The 21404-nt window shown below is 68.0% G+C and carries 18 protein-coding genes and 5 pseudogenes; 15 read left to right on the top strand and 8 right to left on the bottom strand.

Annotated features, from left to right (window positions below; all coding sequences use genetic code 11):
• The 4 genes and pseudogenes from IEZ19_RS44910 to IEZ19_RS44895 all read left to right on the top strand — a co-directional run.
• A pseudogene (locus IEZ19_RS44910) lies at window positions 1-295 on the top strand (aa3-type cytochrome oxidase subunit I); the annotation flags it as partial.
• A 16-nt stretch (window positions 296-311) separates the two neighbouring features.
• Window positions 312-659, top strand: a complete 348-nt coding sequence (locus IEZ19_RS44905) for a cytochrome C oxidase subunit I (protein ID WP_189317161.1) — start codon at window positions 312-314, stop codon at window positions 657-659.
• Window positions 660-702: 43 nt separating this feature from the next.
• A complete protein-coding gene (locus tag IEZ19_RS44900) occupies window positions 703-1410 on the top strand; it encodes an alpha/beta fold hydrolase (protein ID WP_189317167.1) in 708 nt (235 codons plus the stop codon).
• A gap of 416 nt (window positions 1411-1826) precedes the next feature.
• A pseudogene (locus IEZ19_RS44895) lies at window positions 1827-2483 on the top strand (IS256 family transposase); the annotation flags it as partial.
• A 79-nt stretch (window positions 2484-2562) separates the two neighbouring features.
• Here IEZ19_RS44895 and IEZ19_RS44890 read toward each other — a convergent pair.
• Window positions 2563-3411 (bottom strand): helix-turn-helix transcriptional regulator, encoded by an 849-nt coding sequence (locus IEZ19_RS44890; protein WP_189317160.1) that lies wholly within the window; start codon window positions 3409-3411, stop codon window positions 2563-2565.
• Window positions 3412-3547: 136 nt separating this feature from the next.
• On the opposite strand from IEZ19_RS44890, the gene IEZ19_RS44885 reads away from it, so the two are divergent.
• A complete protein-coding gene (locus IEZ19_RS44885; RefSeq protein ID WP_189317159.1) occupies window positions 3548-4402 on the top strand; it encodes an NAD-dependent epimerase/dehydratase family protein in 855 nt (284 codons plus the stop codon).
• A 441-nt stretch (window positions 4403-4843) separates the two neighbouring features.
• Here IEZ19_RS44885 and IEZ19_RS44880 read toward each other — a convergent pair whose 3' ends face one another.
• Window positions 4844-5161: a hypothetical protein gene (locus IEZ19_RS44880; protein WP_189317158.1), complete on the bottom strand. Its 318-nt coding sequence runs from the start codon at window positions 5159-5161 to the stop codon at window positions 4844-4846.
• A 323-nt stretch (window positions 5162-5484) separates the two neighbouring features.
• Between IEZ19_RS44880 and IEZ19_RS44875 the strand changes: the two genes are divergently transcribed.
• A complete protein-coding gene (locus IEZ19_RS44875) occupies window positions 5485-5679 on the top strand; it encodes a hypothetical protein (RefSeq protein ID WP_189317157.1) in 195 nt (64 codons plus the stop codon).
• Window positions 5680-6188: 509 nt separating this feature from the next.
• Here IEZ19_RS44875 and IEZ19_RS44870 read toward each other — a convergent pair.
• On the bottom strand, window positions 6189-7094 hold the full coding sequence (locus tag IEZ19_RS44870; protein WP_229841574.1) for a glycerophosphodiester phosphodiesterase: 906 nt from the start codon (window positions 7092-7094) through the stop codon (window positions 6189-6191).
• 578 nt (window positions 7095-7672) lie between these two features.
• Between IEZ19_RS44870 and IEZ19_RS53970 the strand changes: the two are divergent.
• The 3 genes and pseudogenes from IEZ19_RS53970 to IEZ19_RS44855 form a co-directional block, all read left to right on the top strand.
• Window positions 7673-7924 (top strand): annotated as a pseudogene (locus IEZ19_RS53970) (transposase); the annotation flags it as partial.
• A pseudogene (locus tag IEZ19_RS44860) lies at window positions 7897-8511 on the top strand (IS3 family transposase); the annotation flags it as partial. The pseudogenes IEZ19_RS53970 and IEZ19_RS44860, both read left to right, overlap by 28 nt.
• Window positions 8462-8875, top strand: coding sequence for an integrase core domain-containing protein (locus IEZ19_RS44855; RefSeq protein WP_229841576.1), 414 nt, complete (start codon window positions 8462-8464; stop codon window positions 8873-8875). The pseudogene IEZ19_RS44860 and the gene IEZ19_RS44855, both read left to right, overlap by 50 nt.
• On the opposite strand, the gene IEZ19_RS44850 is transcribed toward IEZ19_RS44855, so the two are convergent.
• From IEZ19_RS44850 to IEZ19_RS44835, 4 genes are all read right to left on the bottom strand, one after another.
• The gene (locus IEZ19_RS44850) at window positions 8757-9509 is read right to left on the bottom strand and encodes an MFS transporter (RefSeq protein WP_229841573.1); all 753 of its coding nucleotides are present in this window, start codon (window positions 9507-9509) and stop codon (window positions 8757-8759) included. The two genes, IEZ19_RS44855 and IEZ19_RS44850, sit on opposite strands and share 119 nt — an antisense overlap.
• Before the next feature lie 634 nt (window positions 9510-10143).
• Window positions 10144-10830, bottom strand: coding sequence for a hypothetical protein (locus IEZ19_RS44845; RefSeq protein ID WP_189317154.1), 687 nt, complete (start codon window positions 10828-10830; stop codon window positions 10144-10146).
• A 210-nt stretch (window positions 10831-11040) separates the two neighbouring features.
• Window positions 11041-13563 carry a glycoside hydrolase family 2 protein gene (locus tag IEZ19_RS44840; protein WP_189317153.1) on the bottom strand — a complete coding sequence of 841 codons (2523 nt, stop codon included), beginning with the start codon at window positions 13561-13563 and terminating at the stop codon, window positions 11041-11043.
• A gap of 63 nt (window positions 13564-13626) precedes the next feature.
• Window positions 13627-14646 (bottom strand): LacI family DNA-binding transcriptional regulator, encoded by a 1020-nt coding sequence (locus IEZ19_RS44835; protein ID WP_189317164.1) that lies wholly within the window; start codon window positions 14644-14646, stop codon window positions 13627-13629.
• A 362-nt stretch (window positions 14647-15008) separates the two neighbouring features.
• On the opposite strand from IEZ19_RS44835, the gene IEZ19_RS44830 reads away from it, so the two are divergent.
• From IEZ19_RS44830 to IEZ19_RS44815, 4 genes are all read left to right on the top strand, one after another.
• On the top strand, window positions 15009-16913 hold the full coding sequence (locus IEZ19_RS44830) for a glycoside hydrolase family 127 protein (RefSeq protein ID WP_229841571.1): 1905 nt from the start codon (window positions 15009-15011) through the stop codon (window positions 16911-16913).
• Between the two features lie 112 nt (window positions 16914-17025).
• Window positions 17026-18312, top strand: coding sequence for an ABC transporter substrate-binding protein (locus tag IEZ19_RS44825; protein ID WP_189317152.1), 1287 nt, complete (start codon window positions 17026-17028; stop codon window positions 18310-18312).
• A 73-nt stretch (window positions 18313-18385) separates the two neighbouring features.
• A complete protein-coding gene (locus tag IEZ19_RS44820; protein ID WP_229841570.1) occupies window positions 18386-19342 on the top strand; it encodes a carbohydrate ABC transporter permease in 957 nt (318 codons plus the stop codon).
• A complete protein-coding gene (locus IEZ19_RS44815) occupies window positions 19339-20193 on the top strand; it encodes a carbohydrate ABC transporter permease (RefSeq protein ID WP_189317151.1) in 855 nt (284 codons plus the stop codon). Before IEZ19_RS44820 ends, IEZ19_RS44815 begins: the two co-directional genes overlap by 4 nt.
• On the opposite strand, the gene IEZ19_RS44810 is transcribed toward IEZ19_RS44815, so the two are convergent.
• Window positions 20143-20430, bottom strand: a complete 288-nt coding sequence (locus IEZ19_RS44810) for a hypothetical protein (protein ID WP_189317150.1) — start codon at window positions 20428-20430, stop codon at window positions 20143-20145. The two genes, IEZ19_RS44815 and IEZ19_RS44810, sit on opposite strands and share 51 nt — an antisense overlap.
• A gap of 165 nt (window positions 20431-20595) precedes the next feature.
• Between IEZ19_RS44810 and IEZ19_RS51950 the strand changes: the two are divergent.
• Window positions 20596-20766: pseudogene (locus tag IEZ19_RS51950) on the top strand (formylglycine-generating enzyme family protein); the annotation flags it as partial.
• A gap of 41 nt (window positions 20767-20807) precedes the next feature.
• Window positions 20808-21197 (top strand): hypothetical protein, encoded by a 390-nt coding sequence (locus IEZ19_RS44805; RefSeq protein ID WP_189317149.1) that lies wholly within the window; start codon window positions 20808-20810, stop codon window positions 21195-21197.
• Window positions 21198-21404: the final 207 nt, after the last annotated feature.

Genomic DNA, 21404 nt, shown 5'->3' with positions numbered 1-21404 from the left:
CGCGGCCGACGGCTTCACCGCCCTGAACACGGTCTCGACGATCAGCTCGTTCCTGCTCGGCCTGTCGATACTGCCGTTCCTCTACAACGTCTGGAAGACCGCGAAGTACGGCAAGAAGGTCGAGGTCGACGACCCGTGGGGCTACGGCCGTTCGCTCGAGTGGGCGACGTCCTGCCCGCCGCCGCGGCACAACTTCCTCACCCTGCCGCGGATCCGCAGCGAATCCCCGGCGTTCGACCTGCACCATCCGGCGATCGCGTTGGCCGAGGCCGAAGCATGGGGAGCCCGGGAATGAACCACCGGGGACGCAGGTGAGCGACCTGTCGAAACGAAAAGCCGAGGGAGTCGGCCTCGGCGACGAGGCAGAGGGATACCTTCTGTGGCAGGCCACGATCATGGTGGCAGAGCAGCGCGCGCGTGAGTTCGTCCGGCCCATGGAGTGGCTGACCACGGCACAACGCACAGCGATCGAGGAGCAATACGTCTCTGACAGCCTCCACCATGCTCAAAAGGACCTTGAACGCATCGCGGCCCGCTGTCTGTCCCTGCGCGGCGAATACGAGCAGCGCTACAGAAGGCTGCGCCTGCGCTGCGTGGGATGGGTACTAGCCGCCTGCGCAGGCTTCACCTCGGTGGTCACCCTGTCATTGATCCGGTGACGGCGGCTGTTACACGGCCAGCGGTCCGGCTGAAGGTCCGGCTCTGGCCCTCATCCACGGCTGGGGGTGCAGCCGTAGTGACTTCGACTCGGTGACCGACTATCTCCCCGAGCATTATCGCGTCCTGGCGATTGACCTCGCTGAGCATGGCGACTCACGGTCGACCCGGGAAGTCTGGACGATGGAGGAGTTTGCTCGCGACGTGGCGGCAGTGCTGGAAGCCGAGTCGGTCAACTCAAGTGTCGTGGCCGGGCATTCCCTCGGCGGGGCGGTCGCAGTCGAAGTCGGCCGACTGCTCCCGGCCACGGTCTCACATGTGATCGCTCTCGACGCACTGTATTATATGACCCTATTCCCCGCGATGGACGAGCAACAGACCGAAACGACGCTGCAAATATTCCGTGAGGACTTCGCCGGAGGCGTGAGGGGACTGGTCGAGGCCGGTTCGCTGGCAGAAACCGACGCCGCCATCAAGGCGTCGCACTTCGAGAAGATGGTCGCCGTGCGGCAGCCCGCGGGGCTGCGTTCCATCGAGGGGTTGGTGCACTGGGACATGGACGAGGCACTGCGCTCGACAGGTCAGCCAATCACCGTGTTCGCGGTACGCGACCTAGTGACGCAGGAAGCGATCGATCGCTACGGAGACCGCTTCAACATCGTGCCCGTCGACCTGGGCAGCCACCACTTCCCCGTAGAGGCGCCCGAAGGCACTGCGAAGCTCTTGACCGGCGTGAGGACCACACGCCGCTAGCGTGATGGTCTCGCCATGCCAAGCGCCACCGCCAGCACCGTGACGACGCTTCCCGGCGGCTTCTCCCACGCCCGTAGCCGCGCCCTGCCTCCGTGCCTGCAGACGGTGCGGTCGGTGGAGCACCTGGAGCAGGCGGCAGCAGGGCGGAACGCACTGAGGTGCAGCACGACGCCGAGCACGCGCCGGCACGCACGCACACGGCCACGTCCGCGCCATCGCCCATGCCCGAAACGCCGATATCCGTAACGGACCGTGGCGTCGGTACGCAGATGCGCACTCATGCGTTGTGGCAAAGGGAGTCCCTGCTCATCGAGCAGGGACTCCCTTTGCCACAACGCACTTGACGACTCCGCCAACCCCGATTCCAGACGGCAGCATGGTCATCACGCTCACCGAGGCCTACGCCAAGGTTCAGGGTGACGGGCGAGCGCGGGACAAACGCGGACACAGCGCTGACGCGTGCAACGTTCGCCGACGCGCTCATGTCCGCGGAGGCCGACGCCCTCTGCAACGCCGAATACGGGCAGGTCAGCGACGAGAGAGTCAACCATCGCAACGGCTACCGCCCACCTGGGTGGGACACCCGCGCCGGGACCGTTGAACTGGCCATCCCCAAGCTCCGGACCGGGAGTTACTTCCCGCATTGGCTGCTGGAACGCCGCCGCCGGGCCGAGCAGGCCCTCATCTCGGTGGTCGCCACCGCCTACCTCCTGGGCGTTTCCACCCGCCGCGTCGAGAAGCTCGCCGAGTCCCTTGGCGTGACCCAGCTGTCGAAGTCGCAGGTCTCGGCGATGGCCAAGCATCTGGACGAGCAGGTCGCAGCGTTCCGCAACCGGCCCCTGGACGCTGGGCCGTATGCGTTCGTCTGGGTGGACGCGCTGACCCAGAAGTTGCGTGAGGGCGGCCGGATCATCAACGTCCATGCGCTGATCGCGGTCGGTGTCAACGTCGACGGGCACCGCGAGATCCTCGGCCTGGACGTTGCCACCGCCGAGGACGGCGCCGGCTGGCTGGCCTTCCTGCGCTCGCTGATCGCCCGCGGCCTGGGCGGGGTCCAGCTCGTCGTCTCCGATCGGCCCCAGATGGCGCGGAGTTCGGGATCGTGGGCGATGTGCGGTGGGCAGGGAGCGAACTCGAAAGGTGCCCACGCGGTCAGGAACTCGTCGGCGTCAGGTCCTGCAAGCCCACCACTCGCAGCAGCTGCAAGCGCTCGTACGACTCCGTGCACGGGCGGGCCGTGTGGATGACGAGTTGCTGGTTGTGGTCGGAGTTGACGAGGACCTCGCAGTCGAGTTCGAGGATGCCGATCGCAGGGTGTCGGAAGCGTTTCGTGGCGGCGCGGCGTACGGCGACCTCGTGTTCGTCCCAGAGGCGGGCGAACTCCTCGCTCGCGGCGCGTAGTTCGGCGACGAGGGCGGCGGGTTCGGGGTCCGTGGGGCGGGCCGAGACCACCGCTCGCAGGCCGGCGACCTGCTCGCGGGCGCGCTCCGGGCGGTCCTCGGGCGGGAACTGCTCCTGGGCCACCGGGTCCAGGAAGAAGTGGCGGATCATGTTGCGTCCTCGGGGCGGGCGGGCGAGGACGTCTCCGCTCAGCGCCCGTGACAGTGCGTTCTGGGCCAGGACCTCGCCACAGTCGGTCACCACCATCGCCGGGGTGTCGTGCAGCCGGTCCAGCACCAGGAGCAGGCCCGGGCGCACGTGCGTGCTGGTCGCCCCCGGGCGCGGCGGCTGTTCACCGGTGAGGTGGAAGAGGTGGTCGCGTTCGTCCTCCGTCAGGCGCAGGGCGCGGGCCAGCGCGGTGAGCATCTGGCGGGACGGGCGCGGGCCCCGGGACTGTTCCAGCCGCGTGTAGTAGTCCACGGACATGCCGGCCAGCTGGGCCACCTCCTCGCGGCGCAGCCCCGGCGTACGGCGGCGGGCTCCGGCCGTGAGGCCCACGTCGCCCGGGTCCAGGCGGGCGCGAGCGCGGCGCAGGAAGTCGGCGAGTTCGGCTCGGTTCACCTCTCCAGGGTGCGGGAGGCCGGCCGGCTTATCCAGGGACTGTCGATCCCCTGATGAAGAGGTCTCTCCCGGTCGTTTCCGTATCCGCCGAGGCTGGTCATCAACGACAGGCGACACAGTGCGTGAGGAGCACATCATGCTGACTTTGGTGACCGGTGCGACGGGACAGGTCGGACGCCGCTTCGTGCCGAGGCTGCTGGCCCAGCGGCAGCCGGGCGAGCAGGTGCGGGTCCTGGTGCGGGACGCGGCCCGTGGCGAGCGCTTCGCGGAGCTGGGCGCCCAGGTCGCCGTAGGAGACATGCGCGACGAGGAGACACTCGGCAAGGCGCTCGCCGGCGTGGACGCCGTCGTGAACGTCGCCGCCTCCTTCCGCGGCGTGCCGGACGAGGAGGCGTGGGCCGTCAACCGGGACGCCGCGGTGGCCCTGGGCCGCGCCGCGCAGGCCTCCGGCGTGGAGCGATTCGTGCAGGCCAGCACGGGCAATGTGTACGGCGTCGGACGGGGCCGCCCGCTGACCGAGGAGGACGAGAGCCGACCGGGCGGCGAGATGTGGGGCGCCTACCCCGAGTCCAAGGCCGAGGCCGAGCGCGAACTGCTCGCGCTCAAGAGCCTGGACGTACGCATCGGGCGGCTCCCCTTCGTCTACGGCGAGGGCGACCCGCACCTCGCCAACACCTTGCATTGGGCCGCCCGCTGGGCGCCGCACCAGCGCCTGCACATGGGCCACCACGCGGACGTCGCCCAGGGCCTGATGCGTCTGCTGTACGCGCCGGGTATCGCCGGCCGGATCTACAACATCGCCGATGACGCCCCCGTCACGACGGTCGAGCTGTACCAGCTCAACGGCGTCGAGGTGCCCGCCGGGCTCCACGAGTTCACAGACCCCGACCCGTGGTTCGGGATCATGTCCAACCAGCGGATCCGCCGGGAGCTCGGCTTCCGGCCGATCTACCCGAGCGTCTGGACGGCCCGAGACGCCGGAGCCCTGTGACGGTCACTGCGCCGGGCCAGTCCACCCTCTGATCCGCCCCACCAGCACCGCCCCCGACACCGCGATCACGGCCACCCACCAGGTACAGCACCCGGTGGGTGGCCAGGTACCTCACGATCGGCACCGCCGCGGGCAGGATCAGGATGAAGGAGCCGTCCGAGAATGCCTCTGCCCGCATTCAGGAGGCGATCACAGGCCCGTATTCGTCGTCCATGTCACATGTCCCGATCTCTCAGCACCCACTTCTCTTGTGTCCCGTTGATGCGGCCGCCTTCGGCCCCATGAACGCTGTCCCTCGTACGGGTAAGGGGTTGGGGGCGCGGCTCAGGCGGCTGCGGGGCGCAGAGGCGGCGATATCGACTCTGCCTCGCGTGCTGCTGCTGACAGGTAGCGCGCCGACCTGGTGACAACCGGTGTGCTGCGTCCGGTCGAAGCCGCAGGTCAGTGGACGCCGACGGTGACAACTACCTTGCTTGGGCTCACCCGTTCCCGGACCCGAAGAACGAAGCTGAACGGGCAGCAAACCGGCAGGCCGCCGACGACTACCAGCGCCAGGAGGAGGAAGCGGCCACCTTCCTGCGCCTGGCCGAGGGGCTTCCCCCGGTCGCCCCCGAGCTCCTTCTCGGACAGGTACGGCTCGACCTGGCCACCGCAGGCCTGCACGTGGCACCGCCCGAGCCGCTCACGGGTGAGGACCAGGGCGGCGTTGTGGTCTACATCGACGACGACGCTCAGGTGGTCGTCGACTGGCTGCCCCACGCCCGGCTCGACCGGGCGGCGCTCGACATGGTCGAAGCCGACCGGACGGACGATGAGGCCGTCGTCCGCTACGAGGTGGTCCGGTCCGCGATGGACACCGCAACGCCCTGCCCCCTGGCACTCGAACTGCCAGGGGGCAGGGCGTTCCGCATCGTAGCCACCGCCGTATCCACCGGTAGCCACCCGGGCGGCAGCACGTATCCACCCATATCCACCCTGCGCGCGCCCGATCCTGGCAAGCCCTGGCAAGTTCCTGGCGCCCGGCCCGAGCGCCCCGCCAGGCTGGTTCCCCTCAGCCGATCGCCGAAGACAGGGGGCAGGCCATGGAAGCGGACAGCACGGTGGCGGGCGACGACGACGTGCAGGCGGTGCGCCGGTGGGTGCGGCTCTCCTGCACCGAGCCGGGCACCCACCTGCCCGCCCTGGACCAGATCGCGAAGGAGCTCCGGCTGTCCCCGCCCGTGGTCCGCCGCTGCCCTGGAGCAGCTCGCTGCCGACGGCCTGGTGACCCTCCATGACGGCTACCGGCTCTGCAGCGTCGGGACGACGTCACGCAGCAGCTGGGCCAGGTACTCGGCAGTGGACCGCTTCACATCGAGCACGGCAGTATATGTGACACTGATCGGCACGTGAGGCCCCTCGGTCAGAACAATCTGTCGCAAGATCGTTCCTACCAGGGGCCTTACTCCTGCCCGGACTTCGGGGACGCGGGGGCCGCAGCACCGGCCTTGCGATCACAGGTAGCAACGACCCGTTACTGGGAAAGGCTCATTGTCATGCCCAAGCGGGCAGACCCGCAGGACTGCCCGGACTGCCGGATCGACATCGCCCGGCAGTCGCCCGGACTGTTCAGCGCCTTTTGGCGCCGTCCGTGAGCGGCCTGCGGCGCTACTGACGCCGCAGGTCCACGACGGGTCGAGTGCCGGCACCTCTTTCCCCACACATCAGCCGAGGGGAAGAGCGTTCCCCCGCCGGTCACCGTGGAACGGTGAGGTACACGGTGACCGGCGGGGGCGTCGGCTGTTGGTCAGCGGCCGATGGTTTCGATGTCGTGCAGCATGCCGGGGTTGGCGGTGATGATGCCGTCGACGCCCATTGCGAGGAACTTCTGCATCGACTGGCCGGTGTCGAGCGAGTACGGCGCGACCTGCATGCCGAGCTCGTGGACCCGGTCGATGAGTTTCTGGTCGGTGAAGCCGTTGCCGGGGTTGATGTGGTCGGCCCAGGTGCTGGCCTCGACGAGGTCGGCGTCGGTCGGCTTGACGTCGTACAGGATGCCGACGGGCACGTCGGGCAGGAGCTGGTGAATCGCGCGCGACGACGGCACCCAGAACGACTGGACGATCAGCTTGTGCGCCGACAGCGCCCAGTTGAGGTAGCCGGGGCGGCTCTTGAAGTCGTCGACGACGTCCTGCTCGATGCCGGGGTAGAGCAGCGCGCCCTTGATCTCGAGGAGCAGGCCGGCGCGGTGGCCGATCCGGTCGACGAACTCGTCGAACGTCGGCACCTTCTCGCCCGCGAACTGCGGCGAGAACCACGACCCGGCGTCGAGCTGCTTGATCTCGGCAAGCGTGAAGTCGTGCACCCAGTACGGGGCGCGGTCGGGGAAGACGTCCTCGACGTTCGTGGTGCGGCCAAGCTGGTCGTCGTGCATGATGATCAGCTGGCCGTCCTTGGTGCGGCGCACGTCGGTTTCGACGAAGTCCGTGTGCTGCGCGATGGCGAAGTCGACGGCGGCGAGCGTGTTCTCCGGCACGGAGCCGGACGAGCCGCGGTGGGCGTAGGTGACGACCTGGGGGGTGGCCGTCGGGACGGCGGCCTTCGCGGCGGCCGCGGGCAGAGTCGCCAGGAGCGAACCGGCGGCGGCGCCGGCCAAGAGGGTACGACGCGGGATCGGCGATCCGAACGGTGAGGACGAGTCGGAGGTGGACAAGGGGTCTCCATTCAGGACTGAACGTTCCTCGACGAGGAGAGAGGCCCCGTGAATGTAGCCACCGGATCCGTAAGCCCGTGAACACTCGTGTGACAGTGCTCCGAACTTTTCGGTGACATGAAGCGGTATCAGCCCCGCCCAGCTGTACGACGCCGCGTTCGCCGACTGCGCGTCATGCCACACGGCCCTGCTGGACCGCGTCGCTGTGGACGCTTCCACCACGGCCGGACCTGCACGGTGGGTCTGCCTGGCCGCCAGCGAGACCTACGGGACCTTCTCTATCCCCCGAACTTGCTGGCCGACAGTCCTCCTGTTCGTGCACGAACCGCGCCGCTGAGCGCCGACCGGCGTTCGTTCTCCCACCGTTACATCACAGCAACGCCGCGCCCTGGCCGACTTCCTCGGCGGCTGGGGCGCGACGCCGGGTCCTACTGACTGACGCAGCGCGGGGATAGTGGGTGGCTTGAAGCTTCCCCTTGATCGTGGACACCTGGAGACTGGGACCTGAGGTTCCAGAGGAAGTAGCACCAGGTGGGTAGCAAGTACACGAAGCGGTACACCGAGGAGTCAAGCGGGACGCGATCGCGCTCGTCGACTCCTCGGAGAAGCCGGTCACCGCCGTCGCCCGGGAGCTCGGCATCAGCTCCGAGGTCCTGCGCGGCTGGTATCGCCAGGCCAAGGCGGACCGGGGCGAGGGCCGTCCGGGCGAGCTCACCACGCAGCAGCGTGAGGAGCTCAAGCGGCTGCGCAAGCAGAACGCCGAGCAGGCAAAGACGATTGAGGTGCTGCGAAAAGCCGCGGTCTTCTTCGCGAAGGAGAGCGATCGGTGAACAACATGTACGCGTTCATCGAGGCGGAGAAGACCACCCACGGCGTCGCTTTCCTCTGCAGGCTGCTGAAGGTGGCCCGCTCATCCTTCTCTGCCTGGCTTGCTGCGCAGAAGGCCCGCGTTGCCCCCCAGACCGCCGACGAGGCTTTGGCCCACGAGATCACTGTCATCCACCTCGCCTCCCGCGGAACCTACGGCGTTCCGCGCGTCCACGCCGAACTGCGGCGCCTGGGACGGTGCGTGAACCGCAAGCGGGTGGCCCGTCTGATGCGCGAGCACGGCATCCAGGGCGCCCACCGTCGCCGGCGCCGGTCACTGACGCGGCCAGACAAGAGGGCCAGGCCGGCCCTGGACCTGATCGGCCGCGACTTCCACGCCGACATCCCCGGCACGAAACTGGTCGGCGACATCACCTACCTGCCCACCGCCGAGGGCTGGCTCTACCTCGCCTGCTGGCTGGACCTGGCCACCCGCGAGATCGTCGGTTACACCCTTGGCCGACCACCACCGCGCCGAACTCGTCGTGGACGCCCTCGACATGGCCCACGGCCGAAGCGGGCTGGAGCCCGGCTGCGTCATACACAGTGACCGCGGGGAGTACACATCAGCCCACTTCCGCGACCGAATAAGTGAGTTGGAGCTACGGCAGAGTTCTGGACGCACCGGATCGTGCTTCGACAACGCCGCCGCGGAGAGTTTCTGGGCCCTGCTCAAGGAGGAGATCGGCACCCGGACCTGGCCCGACCGGGCCACCGCCCGCGCAGAGGTCTTCAACTTCATCGAAACCTTCTACAACCGCCGCCGCCTGCGCAAGCACAAGATCTTCGGCTACCTCACCCCGGCCGAGACCAGGCAGCGGCACCAACACGCCTCGCGGCATAACGATCACGTGTCCAAGACCACGGGGAAACTTCAACCTGAGAGTGACCCATTGCGACGAGCATCCGGTTGAGTTTGGCCAGAGCGTCACGGGGACGGCTCGTGACGAGGTAGTCGATGGACTCAGGCAGGAGGCGCAGCCCGACCGCGAAGAGGACTGCCGTGGTGATGCCTCCGATGAGGAACACGGGTCTCCAGCCGAACGGGATCACTAGGTAGTAGGTCAAGAGGCCGGCCGCGACCGAGCCGAGACCGTAGCCGGTCGTGATCAGAGCGACGACCAGTCCTCTGCGCTTGTGGTTCGCGGACTCGGAGGCGAGCACGGGCAGAGAGGCCGCCATAATTCCCACTGCCGTGCCGGTCAGCACCCGGCAGGTGAGAAGCTGGCCGAAGTTCTGCGACGCGGACGCGCCCAGCATACCCAGCGAGGCCATCGCCAGACCCGCGAGAGTCAAGCGGCGGCGACCGATACGGTCGGCGAGCGGGGCGACGAAGAGTGCCCCGAAGGCCATGCCCGACAGGCCGCTGCTGAGCAGAAAGCCCACCTGCGACGAGGACAGGCCCCATTCCTTACCGATCGTCGGACCGACGAACGAGGTCGCCAGGAGGTCGAACCCGTCCAGCAGGTTCATCGCTAGGCACAGCACGACTGCCTGGATCTGCGCGCGGCTCATTGGCGCGTTTTTGACCTGCTCAAGAATGCTCATGTGGTACCTCGCTTCGATGCGACGTCTGGAGTGGCCTTCTCCTGGAGGGCCTGTGAGCTGAGGAAAGAGCGTGTCGGAGGGCATGCGCCTGTTACACAGGCATTGCCTGTATGTAGCGTTCACTCTACGGGTGCGGGCGTAGGTTAGCTAGATTTCAGCCCTGCGTTTATTCCCGACCGCTCGCCACCGCCCGGCGGCGGCCGCCCCCGCCCCTGGCCAGACTCTCTTCGGCCCAGCAGCACAACGAGTTCGGCCCAGCAGCACAGCGAGATCGCCACGGCGGCGACGCCGTCACCATGGCTGAAAACCACTCGGTGGACCATGGCGCCCAGGGTCTGTCCGAAAGCCGCGCACGCCGCGGCCGCCGGCCGCCAGCATGGCGCGCACCGTCTACAATGCCGTCAACGCCGTCTTCAGCGCGGTAGCCCGCGACTTCGTGATTCCTCGCAACCCGTGCCTCCGTCAAGCTGACTGCGGTCCCCAGGAAGCGCATCGTGCCGTTGAGCGTCGCACAAGTGCGGAACCTCGCCGACCAGATCGCCGCGCCCTACAAGGCGTTGGTCCTCCTTGCAGCCGGCACGGGACTACGTCCTGACGAGGTGGGCGGGCTGCACCTCACGGTCCGGTACGTGCCCTACCGACTGCTCACCCTGGTGGCCGCACTCGCCGGAGGGAGCGGCGCCGCCTGGTTACGCCGACCGTCGCCACGATCCGGTCGTACTCGCCGTCGATCGGCCCGGTCGCGTCGACAGCGGCCAGCGTCGGCTTCAGCCCCAAGGATCCCAGGCGTTCGCATGCGGCGTCGATAGCCGCCAGAGCTGGGACTGAGCGGCCCGAGGTCCTCCGTGTGCTCGAGCAGAGCGAACAGGCCGGGACTGTCCTCGGTGAGCCAGCCCCGCCTCGCCAGACGCTTCAGCTTCGCCCGCACCGACTCCACCTTCGAGGCGCCCTCGCCCCACCCGATCGCCACCGACACCGGCTTCGACCGCATCGGCCGCCCCGCGGCCTGCAGCACTTCCAGGATGTCCCGGTACCCCTCCGGCAGCACCGCCATCTCCATCCCCGGCTCCCACTGCGGCACCGTCACCACCCCGATCGGCGACACCGATCCCACCTCCCGCGGACCCGCATCCTGGCGTGGCATCCGCTCATCGGCGGCCGCGTCATCGAGGATCTCCCGCACCACCATCCGGGCGGTCTCCACCTGCGAGAGCATCTCCTCGAGCGCTTCCAACTGCTCACTCAACTCCGCTGCCTGAACCCGAAGTTCAGCGACCCGTTCCCGGATCGCCGCCTCCCGTCGCTCCAACTCCTCGAGCAAAGACACCATCACCACACCCCCTTGCCGCCTGCTCGACAAGGTAGAAGCGACCAGCACCCGCCACCAGCCCACTCACGCAAACGCCCAGCTCAGCCAGTCATTCGAAACGAGCCGGACCCTCATGTTTTGGGCTCTTCGGTGATGGTGGATCCAGACGCAGACCGCGCGTCGGTGTCGACGAGCCGCACCTTGGCGGGTAGGTCCAGCGACTTACCCAAGGCGGCGACGTCGGGCATCGATCCGTCCTCGATCCGCCAGCGCGATGCGATTCGCGTGCCTCAGGACCTGCGGGCCGGTGAGCGCATCGGCGTCGACGAGACCGTCGGTACACACGAAGAAGGTGTGCTGTTCCCCGGGCAACACAGTGATCAACTGGTCGTCGACCATGGCGTCGGGCGCCACCCTGTCGGCCAGGACCGTGACGTCGCGGGCGAGCGAGGCGGCGGCGATCGTGACGTGGTATCCGCCGGGGTATGAGGACACCGTTGTCTCGACCGGGTCCGGGTCGTACGCGAGGTCCCGGTCTTCGGCGAAGAAGTACACGGCTCTCAGGCCGTCGGCATCTGCGACAAGAACTTCACGGGCCGGATCGCCGACGGCGAGCAGCGGATCGGGCAGCGGCAACGTTCGGTTTTCTCTGTGGGCCGTGGTGATCCGGAGTTCCTCGGCCGCCAGTTGACGCCCGTCGAAGGAGAGGCGGCGCACCCGCACGGTGTCTTGCCACGGTTCGTCGGTGTCGTTGACGACCACCAGGCGCAGGCCCCCGTCGCGGGGCTGGAACGTGAGCAGGCGTGGGGCGTAGGCCCGGCGCAGCGCGTACCAGGCGGGTTTGAACCGGCCGTCGCCGTCGATCACGGCCCACGAGGTGACCGGCCAGCAGTCGTTGAGCTGCCAGAGGATGCTGCCCATGGTGCGGGGCCACCAGGAGCGCAGATGCTCGATGGCGAAGGCGGTGGCCCTGGCCTGGTTGAGCTGGGTCGCCCAGTGCCAGTCGGTGAAGTCGTCGGGCACGTCGAAGTGGTGTGCCAGCCCGCGGTCGAGCTTTCCGGTGCCGTCGAGCGCCTTCTGGTGGATCAGGAACGCCGGGGAGCCCTTGGCCGGTTGCTCGGTCTCCATCGCACGGGTAAGGGTCGCCCAGTTGGGTGGCGCCTGCCAGCCGAACTCGGAGCAGAACCGGGGTATGTGGTCGAGGTGATGCCGGTAGTCGAGGCGGTTCCAGACGTCCCACTCGTGGCGGGTGCCGTGCCGGTCGTCGTTGGGGTGGACCTGCTCGGGCGGGAAGCCGGGGCTTGACGGGCTGCCGGGGTGGTAAGGCCGGCTGGGGTCGAGCTCAGCGAGGATGGCGGGGAAGTCCTCGTAGTAGTAGCGGGCGCCCCAGGTGCGTCCGCCTAGTTGTTCCTTCCAGCCCCAGTCCTCGTGGCCCCAGAGGTTCTCGTTGCCGCCGTTCCACACCACCAGCGACGGGTGCGGCGACAGCCGGGAAACGTTTTCCCGAGCCTCGGCAAGGATTTCCGTGCGCAGCGGGTCCTCCTCGGCGTACGCGGCGCACGCCAGCGCGAAGTCCTGCCAGACGAGCAGTCCGCGCTCGTCGCACACCTCGTAGAAGTCGCGGCTCTCGTAGATGCCGCCGCCCCAGACCCGCAACAGGTTGGCGTGGGCGGCCACGGCCGAGTTGATCGCCTCGGTGTAGTCGTCGCGGGTCAGCCGGGTGAGCAGGTGATCCTGCGGGATCCAGTTGAGGCCCTTGATGAACAGTGGACGGCCGTTGACGACCAGGGCGAAGCGGGTGCCGTCGCCGTCAGGTGTTTCGTACAGGCGGATGGACCGGAATCCAATGCGCCGTTTGAAGGAGTCCAGCAGGTCTGTGCTGGAGTGCGCCTCGGCCAGCTCGACCGTCAGAGGCACCAGTGGCTGCTCGCCGTGCCCGGATGGCCACCACACCGGGGCGTCGGGCACCTTGAGGTCGATGACCGCGGTGTTCTGCCCGGCCGGCACGCGGGCGTGCCCGGACGCCTCCGGGATCTGGGACAACCGGACCCGTATTTCGAGCTCTCGGTCCTCGCCAAGCCCAGCGCGCTCGATCTCGGCGTGCACGGTGAGCCGTCCGGTACGGCCGTCGGCGTCGAGTGTGGCCAGGGGCCGTACGGAGGCGAGGCGGGCGACGCGCCAGCGTTCGAGCGTAACCGGGCGCCACAGGCCGGCGGTTTGCAGATCGGGACCCCAGTCCCAGCCGAAGCTGCAGGCCATCTTGCGCACGGCGTTGTAGGGGTGAGTGTTGGTGTGCGGCCGGGTGCCGAGTTGCTCGTCGATCCGTTCGGCGTAGGTGAGGGCTGGGTCGAATCTCACGCTGAGCCGGTTGCCGCCGGCGGACAGCAGGTCACGGATGTCGTACCGGTAGGTGCGGTGCATGTTGGCGGTGCGGCCGAGCTCGGTGCCGTCAAGCGTGATGGTGGCGATGGTGTCGACACCGTGCAGGGCGAGGTCGATGCGCTCATCGCTTGCGGCGGGGGCGGTGCGCAGGTCGAGGTCGTAGCGCCAGGCGGAGTGGTGCAGCCAGGCCAGGGCTTCCTCGTTGGTGCCGAGGTAGGGATCGGGGATCAGGCCGGCGGCGAGCAGGTCGGTGTGCACGGTGCCGGGGACGACGGCCGAGATCGACGTGTCGGCGATGCGCTCGGGGACGGCGCCGGCGACGGCGCGCAGCGACCAGCCGTGCGAAAGACTCTCGATTTCCATCGATACACCTCGATGCGTGGGAGCGGTTGCCGCAGGGAAGGGCGAGGCAGTATTGCCCGTGGGTCAGGATTCGCGGACCACTAGGTGGCTGGAGACGACGTGGATGCCGGGCGCAGGATGGCCATCGATGGCGGCGAGCAGCAGGTCGCCCGCGCGGTGGCCGATCTCTTCGAGGCCGAGGTCGACCGTGGTCAGCGGCGGCCGGGCCGCCTCGGCGACCACGCCCCAGTTGTCGACGCCGACGATGCCGACCTGGGTGGGCAGGCTGACGCCCGCCTCGCGTAGACCGTCGGCGACCCCGCGGGCGACCACGTCGCTGCCGCAGAACACGCCGTCGACGTCGGGGTGGGTGCGCAGCAGCTGGGCAGCCGCGAAGCGTCCCCATGTTTCGGTCCAACTGCCGAACAGCGGCTCGCTGATCAGCTCCATACTCAGCTCGGCCAGTGCCTCGGTGGTGCCGATCGCCCGTTCTCGCGATGAGGCATGCGAGTGCGGGCCGGTGATGTGGGCGATGCGCCGGCGGCCAGTCTTGACCAGGTGCTCCACGGCGAGCTTCGCGGCGCCGCGTTCATCGCTGACGACGCTGCAGTCGTCAGGGTTGGCGCTACGGGCGAAGGCGTAGACAACCGGGACGGGAAGCTTGTCTCTGAGCGGCTGCCGGGCGTCGGTGCGCCGACCGGCCACGATGAGGCCATCGACCTGCCGTTCAAGCAGTTTGCGCAGATGGTGCTGTTCGCGGATCGGGTCGTCGCGGCTGTCGCAGAGAAACGCGATCATCTCCCCCACGCCGAGGGAGTCCTCCACGCCCCGCATGATCGGGATGCTGAACCGGCCGTAGCTGTCCGTGGTGATGATGCCGACCGTGAATGTCCGACCGCTGAGCAGGCTCCGGGCCACGCTGTTGGGCGCGAATCCGAGCTGCTCGGCCGCCGCACGCACCCGTTGCCGGGTTTCCTCGCGCAGGTTACCGCGCCCGTTGAGCGCTTTGGACGCCGTGCCCGGGGACACACCAGCCAGGGCGGCGACGTCCGCGATGCCGACGCGACGTGCACCGGCGGGGCGAGGGTCGGCTTGCTGAGTCATGGGGTTTCTCTGGTCCGTTCGTCGGGAGCGCGGAACAGCGCCAGCCAGCATAAGAGGGAAAAGCTTTTCCTGACAATCGCGGTCGCCTGAATCGCGCGCATTAACTCATTTCATCACCATATTTCGTCAGGATCCGTGTCGGAGTGCTTCCGAACTCGGGCGTGATGCAGGGGGCTTGACCCAGCCTCATCCCCACTTCTAGCTTGGCGGCGAGCAAACGATTTCCTCGGCGTTTCCGCTCGTTGTTGCGCCGGTTACACGTTGATCCGTGATGCATCGATCCATGCCATTGCCTTGCCTGCCGTGCCCCGATCGGGCCTCACCGGCGTAAAGGCACCTCGTACCTCCCGAGAGGCCAGCACGTGAATCTTCGTACTCAGGACGCACCGATCCGCGCCGATGTGCTCGGACCGGTTGCGCTGCGCCGCCCGGGCCGTCTCGCCCCGCTCCCGTCGTCTGCCGCCCGCTTGGATCCCGCCTCTTTCCTGGGCGCCTGGCAAGAACTCAACGCCACCGCGACCATCCAGCACTGCGTGGACAACATCGAACGGACCGGCGTGATCGACAACCTCCGCCGGCTCACACCGGGCGGTCCCGACGTCCCGTTCCGCGGGCCGTGGTTCGCCGACTCGGACCTGTACAAGACGCTGGAGGCGATCGGCTGGGAGATCGGGCGCAGCGGCACAGGCCAGTGGTCGCACCTGCTGTCCGAGGTAGCCGACCTGCTCGAACAGGTACAGGAGGCCGACGGCTACCTCAACACCTACGTACAGGGCACTCCGGGTGAGGAGCCGTTCGCCCAGCCCGAACGCACGCACGAGCTGTACTGCGCCGGGCACCTGATGCAGGCCGCAGTAGCGCTGCACCGGGGCAGCGGGGACGAGCGTTTCCTCACCGTCGCCCGCCGGGCGGCCGACATGATCGTCAAAGATTTCGGCGGTGACGGTCGCCCGGTCATCGACGGACACGCCGAGGTGGAGACCGCCCTGGTCGAGCTGTGCCGCGAGACCGGAGAGCCCGCCTACCTGGAAGCCGCGCGGCTGCAGATCGAGCGGCGCGGCCAGCGCACGCTGCCCCCCGGCCGCTTCGACTCGATCTATTACCAGGACCACCTTCCGGTCCGGGAGGCGACCGAGGCCCTGGGCCATGCGGTGCGCCAGCTCTACCTCGCCGCCGGTGTCACCGACGTGTACCTGGAGAGCGGCGACGAGACCCTGCTCGACGCCCAGCGACAGCTGTGGGACAGCGCCTTCCGTACCAAGATGTTCGTCACCGGCGGCCACGGGTCCCGGCACCGGGACGAGTCCTACGGCGACCCCTACGAGCTGCCCCCGGACCGCGCCTACGCCGAGACCTGCGCCTCCATCGCCGCGCTGCAATGGTGCTGGCGGATGCTGCTGGCCACCGGCGAAGCCCGCTACGCCGAGGAGATGGAACGGACGCTGCTCAACGCCATCGCGGCCTCCACGTCCCACACTGGCACGGCGTTCTTCTACTCCAATCCCCTGCAACTGCGCACCGGGCACGAAGGCTCCACCGAGGACGCGCCCAGCGAGCGGCTGTCCTGGTACAAGTGCGCCTGCTGCCCGCCGAACATCGCGCGGCTGCTCGCGTCGGTGCACTCCTACGCGGCGACCGCCGACGGCACGGGCCTTCAGCTGCATCTGCTCACCGCAGGCACCTTCACCGGCCCGGCGCTGTCGGCCACCGTGCAGACCGGCTACCCGTGGGACGGCGACCTGGTCGTCACCGCCACCGGCTCCGGCGAGCTGGCGGTACGCGTACCCGCCTGGGCCGACGGCGCGACGGTGACCGTGACCGGCGGCGAGCTGCTCGCCGGCCCCACGCCCGGCGAATACCTCCGCGTCTCCTGCTCCGACGGCGCCACCGTGCATCTGAGCCTGCCGATGACGCCCCGCCTGGTGCGCGCCGACGAGCGAGCCGACGCCGTCCGCGGCTGCGTTTCCGTGCACCGCGGCCCGCTCGTCTACTGCGTCGAGCAGGCCGACCTGCCCGCAGGGATTCTGGTCGAGCAACTGCGCCTGGCCCCGTCGGCCACCGTCATCGACGAGGTCCCCGACGATGGCGTCACCCCCGTGCGGCTGCGCCTTACCGGCGTCGCCCGCCGACCCGACACCGACCTGTACGCCCCCTACGACCCGGCCCGGGCGACCGAAGACACCCCGGTTTCCTTCACCGCCATCCCGTACCACTCCTGGGCGAACCGGGGGCCCGGCGCCATGCGCGTCTGGCTGCCGCTCGCCTGAGCGCACCGCACCACGCTGTCCCGCACCAACCCACCCTCGGTTCCCCCCTGCACCCTCTTCCCAAGGGACCGCCATCTCGCCCGCGGCTCACGCGGGCAGAAAGCGAACCACCATGGCCAGGAGAACCACCACGTCCGCGACCGCCTCCGCCGTGACAGCCGCCCTCGCCCTCCTCCTGTCGGCGTGCGGTGGCGGAGGAGGACAGACCTCGAGCGCGACCGACAAACCCACCGGGACCGCCACCATGTGGGCCCGCGACAGTGAGAAGGGCTTCATCAACGCCCTCGCTGACGCATACAACAAGTCCCACGACGGCAAGGTCAACGTCACCGTGGTGCCGTCAGCCAACTTCGTGCAGAAGTTCGGGACCGCGGCGGCCTCGGGCTCAGGCCCAGACATCGCCTCCATCGACCTGGTCTACCTGCCCTACTTCGCCTCCAAAGGTGTGCTCGACGACCTCACCTCGGTGCTGGACTCGCTGAGTTGGAAGGACAGCCTCAGCCCCGCACACAAGAAACTCGCCGAGTACAACGGCAAGACCTATGCCCTGCCCTTCACCGCAGAGGCATCGGTCACCTTCTACAACAAGGACCTGTTCAAGAAAGCCGGCCTCGACCCGGACAAGCCGCCGACAACCTTCGCCGAGATGCTCGCCGACGCCCGCGCCATCCGCAAACTCGGCGCCGGCTACTACGGCTTCGCCCTTGCCGGCCAGTGCGGCGGCTGCAACATCTTCGAAACCGCTCCGCACATCTGGGCGAGCGGCGGCAAGATCCTCTCGGATGACGGCAAGACCGCCATGTTCAACAGCCCGCAGGTCACCGACACGCTGTCGTTCTACCGGCAGATGTGGACCGAGGGCCTGATGCCGCCCTCGGCGAAGACCGACACCGGCACCGCCCAGACCACGTCGTTCCAGAGCGGCAAGGTCGGCATGGTGAACCTCGGCGCGTTCTTCGTGCAGACCCTGGTCGCCGACAAGAAGATCGACTTCGGGGCCACACCCATCGTCGGCAAGGACGGCGGCACCGCCAGCTTCGCCGGCGGCGACGAGATCACCGTCACCAAGGGCGCGAAGAACAAAGCGGTCGCGTACGACTTCGTCAAATGGGCCACCGGCAAGACCGCACAGACCATCCTCGCGAAGAACTCGATCGTCCCGATCCGCACCGACCTGATCGACAAGATCTACGCGCCGCGCGACCCGCGCTACAAGGTGCTCGGCGACGCCATGTCCACCGGCCAGACGCCATACAGCGTCGTGGAGAACGGCATCATCAACGACAACAACGGCCCCTGGTCCACCCTCATCAACCAGGGGGTCTTCGGTACCCGCGACATCAAGTCGCTGCAGGCCACCGCCCAGAAGGCCGCCCAGCAGATCATCGACCAAGGCTGAGCGGCGGACCGCCCGCCGCGGTTCCGTAGCCACGGCGGGCACTCCCACTCCATGCCGGTCAGAGGAGTGCCGCATGACCGAAACCACCAGCCCACCGACCACCGCTCCCGGGACACCGGCCCCCGTGCCCGCCCGGTCTGCCGGCCCGCGCCTGTCCTATCGGGGCCGCCGTCAACTGATGGGTGTCCTGCTGGTCTCGCCGGCACTGGCCGTCGTCACCGTCTTCTTCATCATCCCGCTGATCATGACGTTCTGGATGTCGCTCAACGACTGGCCACTGCTCGGCAACCACCACTTCGTCGGCCTCGCCAACTACCGCCGCGCCATCCACGACACCGACTGGCTGCACGCCATCGGCTTCACCCTCAAGTACACCGTTCTGATCACCCCAGTCCTGCTGATCACGGCGCTCGCCCTGGCCTTCCTGGTCAACCGCAGCGGACGAGCCGCGCGGGCGTTTCAATCCCTCTTCTTCCTGCCCGTGGTCATCGGGTTCGCCGCCGCGGCGTACCTGTGGCTCTATCTCGCCCAGCCTGGGCTGGGACCGTTGTCCGACATCGCCGTGCGCCTAGGCATGGGCGACCGTGACACCAACTGGTTCGCCACCGCCACCAGCGGCCTGCTGCTGGTCAGCGTCATGGTGGTCTGGAAAGTCACTGGCATGCAGATGATCCTGCTGCTGTCCGGCCTGCAGGCGATTCCCGGCGAGCTCAACGAGGCCGCCCGCATCGACGGCGCCGGCCGGTGGAAGACGTTCCGGCACGTCACCCTGCCGTTGCTGCGGCCCACCCTCGCACTCGTGCTGGTCTTCTCCGTCGCGGGCTCGCTGCTCGCGTTCGACCAGTTCTACATCATGACCGGCGGCGGCCCGTCCAACGGCACCATCACCGCTGTCTACCAGATCTACCGCACGTCCTTCATCAACTTCGAGCTCGGCTACGGCGCCGCACTGTCCGCCATGCTCATGGTGGCCCTGGCGGCCGTCAGCGCACTGCAGATGCTCCTGCTGCGGAAATCGGACCACTCATGAACACCATCGCCGACGTACGCCGGACGCTGCCGCGCGCCGCCTGGTGGATCACCTGCCTCTGCATCTCGATTCTCGTTCTGTACCCCCTCTACATCATGCTGGCGCAGTCGCTGAAGACTCCGGCGGAAGCGACCGAAAACCCACCGACACTGCTCCCCCACCAGCTCTCGGTCGACAACTACAAGGCCCTTGCCCACACTGGCCAGGTCGGCATCTGGACGCACATCGGCAACAGCCTCACCGTGTCCATCGGCGCCACCGTGCTGACCATCCTTCTCGCCACTTTGGCCGGCTATGGCTTCGCCAAGTTGCGCTTCCGCGGCAGCGGCGTGCTGTTCTTCCTGATCCTGGCCACCTTCATGATCCCGTTCCAGGCGATCATCACACCGCTGTTCTCCATCCTGCAAAGTCTCGAGCTCAGAAACAGCCTGCTCGGCCTCACCCTCGTCTACACCACGTTCCAACTGCCGTTCGGCATCTTCCTGATGCGCAACAGCTTCGCCTCGCTGCCCACGAGCATCGAGGAGGCCGCCCTCATCGACGGGTGCGGCTTCTTCAGCGCGATGACCCGCGTCCTGCTGCCGGTGGCCATCCCCGGGGTGATCAGCACAGCTCTGTTCACGTTCTTCACCTGCTGGAACGAATTCTTCGCCGCACTGATCCTGGTCACCGACGAAACCAAGTTCACCCTGCCGGTCACCCTGACGGTGCTCGCCTCCAACCAACTCGGCACCCTCAACTGGGGCATCATGCAGGCCGGCGTCGCCGTCACCGCCGTGCCCTGCATCATCCTCTACCTGCTACTGCAGCGGTACTACGTCGCCGGTCTGATCGCCGGCGCGGTCAAGTGACGCTCGCGCCGCGCCCACCGGGACCGCCAGAGGCGTCCGCCAGCCGCCAGATCGACACGATGCGGCGTAGTCGAGCGGCTGGCAGCGGTCGAGGAATTGGCGGTGTACCGCCGGGATGGCGCTGACGCGCAGGGTGCAGCCCTGGCCGCGCCGTACGGTCGCGCCCAGGTCGAGCACGGCGCCCTCGGCGGGCTCCAGGTCGGCCGTGCGGAGGAAGTCGGCGACCTTGCCCGGCATGTCGGGGTCTGAGACTGGTGAGCTCGCATGTTGAGGTGTCGCAGATTCGACAGGCGGCTCGCCAGTTTCGTCACGGTGAGTGTTTCAGCGGCCGGACCGTGGCGTCCGCGTAGAGATTGGCCGTGCGAGTCGTCCAGGGGCGGGTGCCGATAGGATCACATGCTCATGAATACGGGTGCAGGAAGCGAGATGGTCGCAGTCCCGCCAGGCCAGGTAACACTGTCGGACCGGCGGACAGAACGCAGTTGGTCGGTCGAGCTTGCGCCCTACCAACTGGCGACGTTCCAGGTCACCCAGGTGCTGTACGCACAGATCACCGGAGAGCGGCCGGTAACCCCTCATCAGGGCAAGCCTTCGAGGAGAAGCTGACGCCCTCCATGACCGGGCTCCTCGCCTTGTGCCAGACGCACCTGTCACGAGAGGAATCGGAGATCCTCTGCGGCTGGACTGTGCTCGTGCCCTTCTCGCTCGATGAGGAGATCTGGTTGTCCATCGACTCCAGCGATTACGAGTCCATGGTCGCCGGCGCTCCCCAGGTACTACCGCTCGCCGAGAAGCTGGCGGCAGCCATCGATCTGCCAGCCGAAACCCCGGCGACATGCGACAACCTCGACCTGAGCATGTGGTTCAGGCATCAGGCAAAGGAACTGGCCACTACTCGAACAGGACCGTGGAGTAAGGACCTGGACACAGCCTTCTACGTCGCACTGTTCCTGCGCCCTGCCCAGCACTCGATCCGACGTGGCTGCCCCATCGTCTGCACCTGAGACCCATCTTCGGTCCCACTGTTCTTCCAGCGGAGATCACTCACCGTGCACGCGTCACGGAAAGCGAGCCAGAACCCGTTCTCATCGACAAAGCCAGCCCCGATCAGTCACCTGGGCTGCAGGACTGATTGAGCACGGAGGCCCGGCCCCTGTACGGTGCCGGGCCGGTTCGGGTGCCGGGATCAGATGACGCGGATGTTCTCCGCC

Origin of the sequence: Streptomyces brasiliensis, from assembly GCF_014647875.1 — a bacterium.
Lineage (GTDB): Bacteria > Actinomycetota > Actinomycetes > Streptomycetales > Streptomycetaceae > Streptomyces > Streptomyces brasiliensis.
This window is presented reverse-complemented; position numbering and strand designations above follow the sequence as displayed.